This window comes from Bacillus sp. ISL-4, from assembly GCF_018613275.1.
GTDB classification, from domain to species: domain Bacteria; phylum Bacillota; class Bacilli; order Bacillales; family DSM-1321; genus Peribacillus; species Peribacillus simplex_E.
In genome coordinates this window covers 80,125-86,124 of record NZ_JAGGQN010000025.1, presented here as the reverse complement: position 1 = coordinate 86,124, position 6,000 = coordinate 80,125, and the positions used below count along the sequence as shown (strand labels likewise).

Sequence of the window (6,000 nt, the reverse complement as noted above, 5' to 3'; positions counted from 1 at the left end):
TCCATGACTCCAAAGGAATTAGCAGCCATACAGAAGGAAAACCTTCGGTTAAAGCAAGAAGTTGAAATCTTATGTATTCGGCAACCAATTGGAGAGTGCTTTAGATTCTTCCAAAAAATTGTCAATTATGACTAGCAGTTGAATTTAAAAAAGAAGCCTTTTATAAAAGGCTTCTCACAGTAATTATTAATTTTTATTGCCAATCACAGGCATTACCGTCGTTGTCCCTATCTAAATCATGAGGGTCGCTTGCTGGACCTCCAGCAGCTATATAAAATTCTTGTGCCTCAACGCCTCCACTAGGAAAATCAGAACAGTTTTTATCTGGACCAAACGGGTCGTACATAAGATTATTGGAGACCTCCGCTTCTTCCTTTTCAGCAGCAATTCTGGCTTCTTCTTTAGCTTTAGCCTCCGCTTCTTCCTTTTCAGCGGCAATTCTGGCTTCTTCTTTAGCTTTTTCAGTGGTAGAAGTATCTGTATTTGCAATTACAATAATAAAAGCTAGAAAGACCCCCGACCAAATAATTAAAAGAGGACGTTTAAAAGATGGCTTGCCTCTACTCTTTTTTACATAGTGATAGATTCCAAAACCAACAATAGACAAACCAATAATACTCCAAATAGATGATGATAAGAACATTATCGCTAGTAACAATAATATAAATAAAAGTATAATAGACCTTTTCTTCATTATTTTTCTCCTTCTCCTGTATTAATAGTCTATTTTTCAAGAAAGACTATCTCACTAAGTCTATGACGGATATGGTATCATTTCTACCCATTCGACAAAAATATACAAAAAGTTCTTATTTATTCCTAAAATAGAAAAGGTTTATAAAAAAATATTTTTATGTATTCTATTTCTTACGCTGAAAAAACACCTAATACGTTTGCAGAACTCTAAGGAATATTATCTAATGAAAGATTATTGACAAGTTTTTTTCACGGATATATATAATAAATATATGAATTTTTTACTAATAAAAGAATAGAAGGGAACAAAGCAAATGTTGGTGTGGTAAAATAGAACTATTATTCAAAAGGAATAATAGAAATAATAGGGGGCAAATAAGTGGAGATAGGTATGGATTTAAATAAGATTATGGTAAACCTTGTTCAAAATAATGTTGATAAGATAACAAAAGGATTGGGGAAAATGGGCGCTGACCAATTAAAAAAGTTGAAAATCAAAACAGGGTTAGCTTTTGAAAATTATCTATCCGCAGCAACAAAGAAGTATGGTTATACTAAAACAATTTTTTATAGAGATAAAAACGTACCTTTATACGATTTTTATATTAATATGGATTTGAAATGTAAGGATCTAGTAATTGATACAATTAATGTAAGTAACTTAATAGACAACAATAATTTCGTCACAATTTATGGAAGTGGTGGACTCGGAAAGTCTACCTTAATTAAACATTTCTTCATAAACAGTATTATTAATACAGATTATATTCCGATATTTGTCGAATTAAAAATATTAAATGACAAAGAAATATCATTAATTGACTGCATTTATGAATCTTTAAGTAATTTAAAATTCGATTTAGAAAAGAGTTACTTTGAACAATCATTAAATAGCGGTAGATATTTAATATTGTTAGATGGTTTTGATGAAGTATTGGATAGTAAACGTGAGATACTCATACAAGAAATTGTGGCTTTAACAGATTCATATGATGATAACCATTTCATACTATCTTCACGAAGGAGTGATACTTTATTTAATGGTTGGAATAATTCAATTAATTATGATTTAGTTCCTCTTGATAAACAAAAAGCAATTACTTTAATAAATAAATTAAATTATCCTTCTGAGATTAAAGGGAAATTTCTATATGAACTGGAGCATAATCTATTTGACCTCCACAATTCATTTTGTTCTAACCCTCTTTTGTTAAACTTGATGTTTCTAACTTATGAAGAATTTGCTGAAATTCCAGGAAAAGTACATGTATTTTATGCTAACGCTTTTACTGTTTTATATTCCAAACATGACGCAACAAAATCATTTAAAAGGCAACACAAAACAAATAGAGATATAGGATATGATGAGTTCGTTAAAGTATTATATGCGTTATCAGCATTAAGTTATATGGATTCAAATATAACATTTAGTTATTCGGAATTAGAAGAATATATCAATAACTCAAAAAAAATTACAAAGGTAAATAATTTTGATACGGAAGACTTTGTAGCAGATATTGTAGAATCAATATGTCTTTTTTATTTAGATGGACTAAAATATAATTTTCAACATAGGTCTTTTCAAGAATTTTTTACTGCAAAATTTATATTGAAGCTTCCAGATAAAAAAATGTATGCAATTCTCTCTAAATTGATTGAAAAGCGATTTGATTCACTTGAAACTGATAATGTCTTAAATTTAATTATAGAAATGGAAAAAGAAAAATTTGAAAAGGTATTTTTAATACCCAAATTAAAAGAAATAATAAATAGCCTTCAAGGTCAAAACGAGAGTATAACCCATTTTAATTTCCTTGCAACTGGTTTCGATTCTTATCAGTTGGATAGGAGTCTTTTGGGGATTAATGATGAATTTCAAAAGTTGGAAGACTGTGTATCTTTTACGAGAGTTAATAGTGGTAACCGTAAATATTATATGGAATTTATAAACTTTCTTGTAGGAAAATACAAAAACATATATCCGCATATTGAAAAGCCTACATATAATCAAGATTATAGAAGAATTGATATCATTGAAAAATTTGGAAGTTTAAATGAAATTTCTGGTGAAATTAAAGTCGAATTTAATAAAGTACCTCATAATGAAGAATTGATGAAGGACCTATTGGAACATTCGAAAATTAATGTTATGAACTACAAATTTGGAGAAAAGCTGTTGTTGACCCTTGAGAAGAAACATGAAGAAACAGATAATATTCTCGGTGGACTATTTGGAATTGAAATATAATAGGTATTTATTCTGAGGGGATATATTTACTATAATCTTCAATGTAGTTGTAATTATAGCCTAGTATTGCAAATGATAATTCATTTAATTATAATAAGAAAATTACGATCAAAGTTCGTAAAGTAACCGTTACACTGAACGGAAGAAAAACAATAAAGTAGCTCAGCTGGATAGAGCAACGCACTTCTAAGGCTCGGTCGGGAGTTCGAATCTATCCTGTAAAGCTTTCATTAATAAGGTTGATAAATAATACTGATTATTGACATTAGTTTGGGATTTTGATTAACTTCATATCAAAGGTATTTAATAATCATATGGACAATTAGATAATTAGCATTGCCTAAAAATACTGTAAACATTGATATAATACCGGTGTGGCGGAATTGGCAGACGCGCACGACTCAAAATCGTGTTCCTCTGGAGTGCCGGTTCGACCCCGGCCACCGGTATCATGAAAGCTTATAGAATCAAGGTCTCAACTTAATTGTTGGGGCCTTTTTTCTTTGTATTAAATACGACAAAAATAACTAAGAATCGTGTGCTGCGAATCGTGTGCCTTGAATTAGACAGGAGGAGAGTATGGCAAGACGTGGTGACCTTACTAAGGATGAATTAAAAATCATTAAAAAGAAAATAACAGATGAAGAAGCATTTGAAAGTTTTTTTAGAGATTGTTTTTTAAGAAATCTAAGACCAGCAACAATTGGTTATTATAAAAATGAATTTCACGCTGCTAAGAAGTTTATTAATAAGACACTTGTTGAATGTGAACAGCAAGATATTGAAAATCTAATTATAGAAAGCAAAAAGTTAATAAAAGTAACTACTATAAATACTCGGTTACGTGCTCTTCGATCATTTTACAATTATCTTTATAAAAATAAGCTAATCGATAAAAATCCGATGAAAAACATCAAGTTGTTAAGAGACAGATTGAAAACAATAGAAACTTTAGATAGTAAAGAATTAGAGTTGCTACTAAAGACAATACGAAAACAAAAAACGTTTGTAGGATTTAGGGATGAAGTAATTTTACTTGTATTTTTAGATACTGGAGTGCGATTGTCTGAATTGGTTGGGATTGAGGTAGAGGATGTCAGAAAAAATAAATTTATTTGAAAGAACTGTTTATTTGTCTGAAGAAACCCAAGAGCAAGTAAAAAGATATATTTCAATAAGGGGTATTTTAGAAACTCAGAAATTATTTATCAACCAAGATAACAAAGAATTGAAATCTCATAGTATACAAACACGATTCACAAAGTATGGAAAGGAAGCTAAAATCGATAAAAGAGTGAGCCCTCATACTTTTCGTCATACAATGGCCAAGAGGATGATTCTGGCTGGAATAGATGCTTTTAGTCTAATGACATTGTTGGGCCACCAGGACATGTCTATTACAAAAAGGTATGTTAACCTATGGGGACCTGATATTGAACGAAAGCATGAACAATACGGAGCATTAAAGGGATTAAAATTATAAAAAATGTACGAATAAACGTTCGTGTAATAAAATAAATAAAAGAGATGGTAATTGAGTTTGGCGGCTCTACCATCTCTTAATAAAATGCAAATAGGAGTTAAGACCCCTGCTAACTTATAGTAGCATGTCTTCTTTTGTTGTGTCAAAAGGGGAAAAAGATGATTAAGTATTACACTGAACAGCAAATCGATAACTTGATTTATGTTCAAACTCCTAAAGTATTGCTCTATGGTTTAGAGTACAAAGAAATGATGCCCCAAGCAAAGCTACTTTATATTACACTATTGGACAAATTAAAGTTAAGCATGATAAAGGATTGGAAAGATGATGAAGGTAGATACTTTGTAATTATGTCCATCGATTATGGGGCAGAAATGCTTGGATTCTCACATTCAACTTTTAGAAGATGTAAATCTGAATTAAAGAAATTTAACTTAGTAGAAGAAAAACGAATGGGGTTAAATAAACCAAACAGAATTTACCTTGGTAGGTTATCGCATACTAATAATGACCTTTATAATATGGACGAATCAAGGAGTGTTCAATTTGAACAATCAGAAGTGCTCAATGAGAGCACACATGAATGTCAAATACGAGCAACAAATAATAATAAGAGTATTAAGATTGAGACAAATAATAATAAAAAAAATCTCAATTGTAATTACAAGAAATCTTTAACATCTGATAAATTTAGAGAATTACTGATTGAGGAATCAAATGAATTCTATACTGAACTCTCAGTTGGTAGATGGACTAAGAAATCATGGAATATTTTAATCAGTAAATTTGTTGATGATACTATTTCGAGTGGCAGATGGACTAATGTACCTGTAGATAAGATAAAGGGATATGCATATAAATCACTAGAGAGGATTTGCAATAACTCTGACTATAAACATGATGAAGAATTAAATGAGTTTCGACGCATGAAGATCAAATCTCCAGAAGAGAGCTATAATTGGCTAGAAAGTTAATTAATTTAAAGGAATGATAGGAATGGAAGTTTTTCACAAAGTTGATGAGGTAGCAAAAGTGCTAGGTGTCACTCCTTCAGTAGTAAAGAAGTATTATTTAATGTTTGAAGAGCAGAACTACAAGTTTAAGCGAAGCAATCAGGGTCGCCTAATGTTTTCAGAAAAGGATATTGATTTATTTAATAAGTTGATTGAATTAAAGAATGAACCTGGTATGAAGGTATATAATGCGGTAGAACAACTGATAAAAGAAAATAAGAATGATGTTTCTAATGTATATCAACTAGTCTCGAATGCGATGGCTGAAATTACAGATTTAAAGAATCTCATTCGGCAACAGCAAAAGATTATTAATAATCAACAAGAGAAATTAAAAATAATTGAAGATAAATATGGAACTTTAACAAAGATGGTAATGGAACAAGAAAAGAGAAATAGTCAGACTTTAGTAATTAGCGATCAAGAATTAGAGTCTTCAATTAAAGAAGTGAAGGAAGTAATTGGATACCAACTAGAAGAGCTTGAGGGGAAATTGAAACATAGCTTTAAAAAGTCATAAAAGAAATAAAAAAGAATAGCGCTCATTAGCCCTTAATAGA

The 6,000-nt window shown here is 30.4% G+C and carries 6 protein-coding genes and 1 tRNA gene; 6 read left to right on the top strand and 1 reads right to left on the bottom strand.

The genetic code is table 11. The features are described from left to right. Nucleotides 1-193: 193 nt before the first annotated feature. Nucleotides 194-694 (bottom strand): excalibur calcium-binding domain-containing protein, encoded by a 501-nt coding sequence (locus J7J00_RS17750; RefSeq protein WP_214792913.1) that lies wholly within the window; start codon nt 692-694, stop codon nt 194-196. Nucleotides 695-1,075: 381 nt separating this feature from the next. On the opposite strand from J7J00_RS17750, the gene J7J00_RS17745 reads away from it, so the two are divergent. The 6 genes from J7J00_RS17745 to J7J00_RS17725 all read left to right on the top strand — a co-directional run bounded on the left by J7J00_RS17745 (nt 1,076) and on the right by J7J00_RS17725 (nt 5,960). Then, entirely contained in the window at nt 1,076-2,944 is a 1,869-nt protein-coding gene (locus tag J7J00_RS17745; RefSeq protein ID WP_214792910.1) for an NACHT domain-containing protein, read from the top strand. Nucleotides 2,945-3,312: 368 nt separating this feature from the next. Continuing rightward, nucleotides 3,313-3,393 (top strand) — tRNA-Leu (locus J7J00_RS17740). A gap of 130 nt (nt 3,394-3,523) precedes the next feature. After that, nucleotides 3,524-4,063, top strand: a complete 540-nt coding sequence (locus J7J00_RS28235; protein WP_286201440.1) for a tyrosine-type recombinase/integrase — start codon at nt 3,524-3,526, stop codon at nt 4,061-4,063. Then, the gene (locus J7J00_RS28230; protein ID WP_286201439.1) at nt 4,038-4,427 is read left to right on the top strand and encodes a tyrosine-type recombinase/integrase; all 390 of its coding nucleotides are present in this window, start codon (nt 4,038-4,040) and stop codon (nt 4,425-4,427) included. The genes J7J00_RS28235 and J7J00_RS28230 overlap by 26 nt, the downstream gene beginning before the upstream one ends. A gap of 158 nt (nt 4,428-4,585) precedes the next feature. Further along, a complete protein-coding gene (locus J7J00_RS17730; RefSeq protein ID WP_214792906.1) occupies nt 4,586-5,401 on the top strand; it encodes a replication initiator protein A in 816 nt (271 codons plus the stop codon). A gap of 13 nt (nt 5,402-5,414) precedes the next feature. Further along, entirely contained in the window at nt 5,415-5,960 is a 546-nt protein-coding gene (locus J7J00_RS17725) for a MerR family transcriptional regulator (RefSeq protein WP_214792903.1), read from the top strand. Nucleotides 5,961-6,000: the final 40 nt, after the last annotated feature.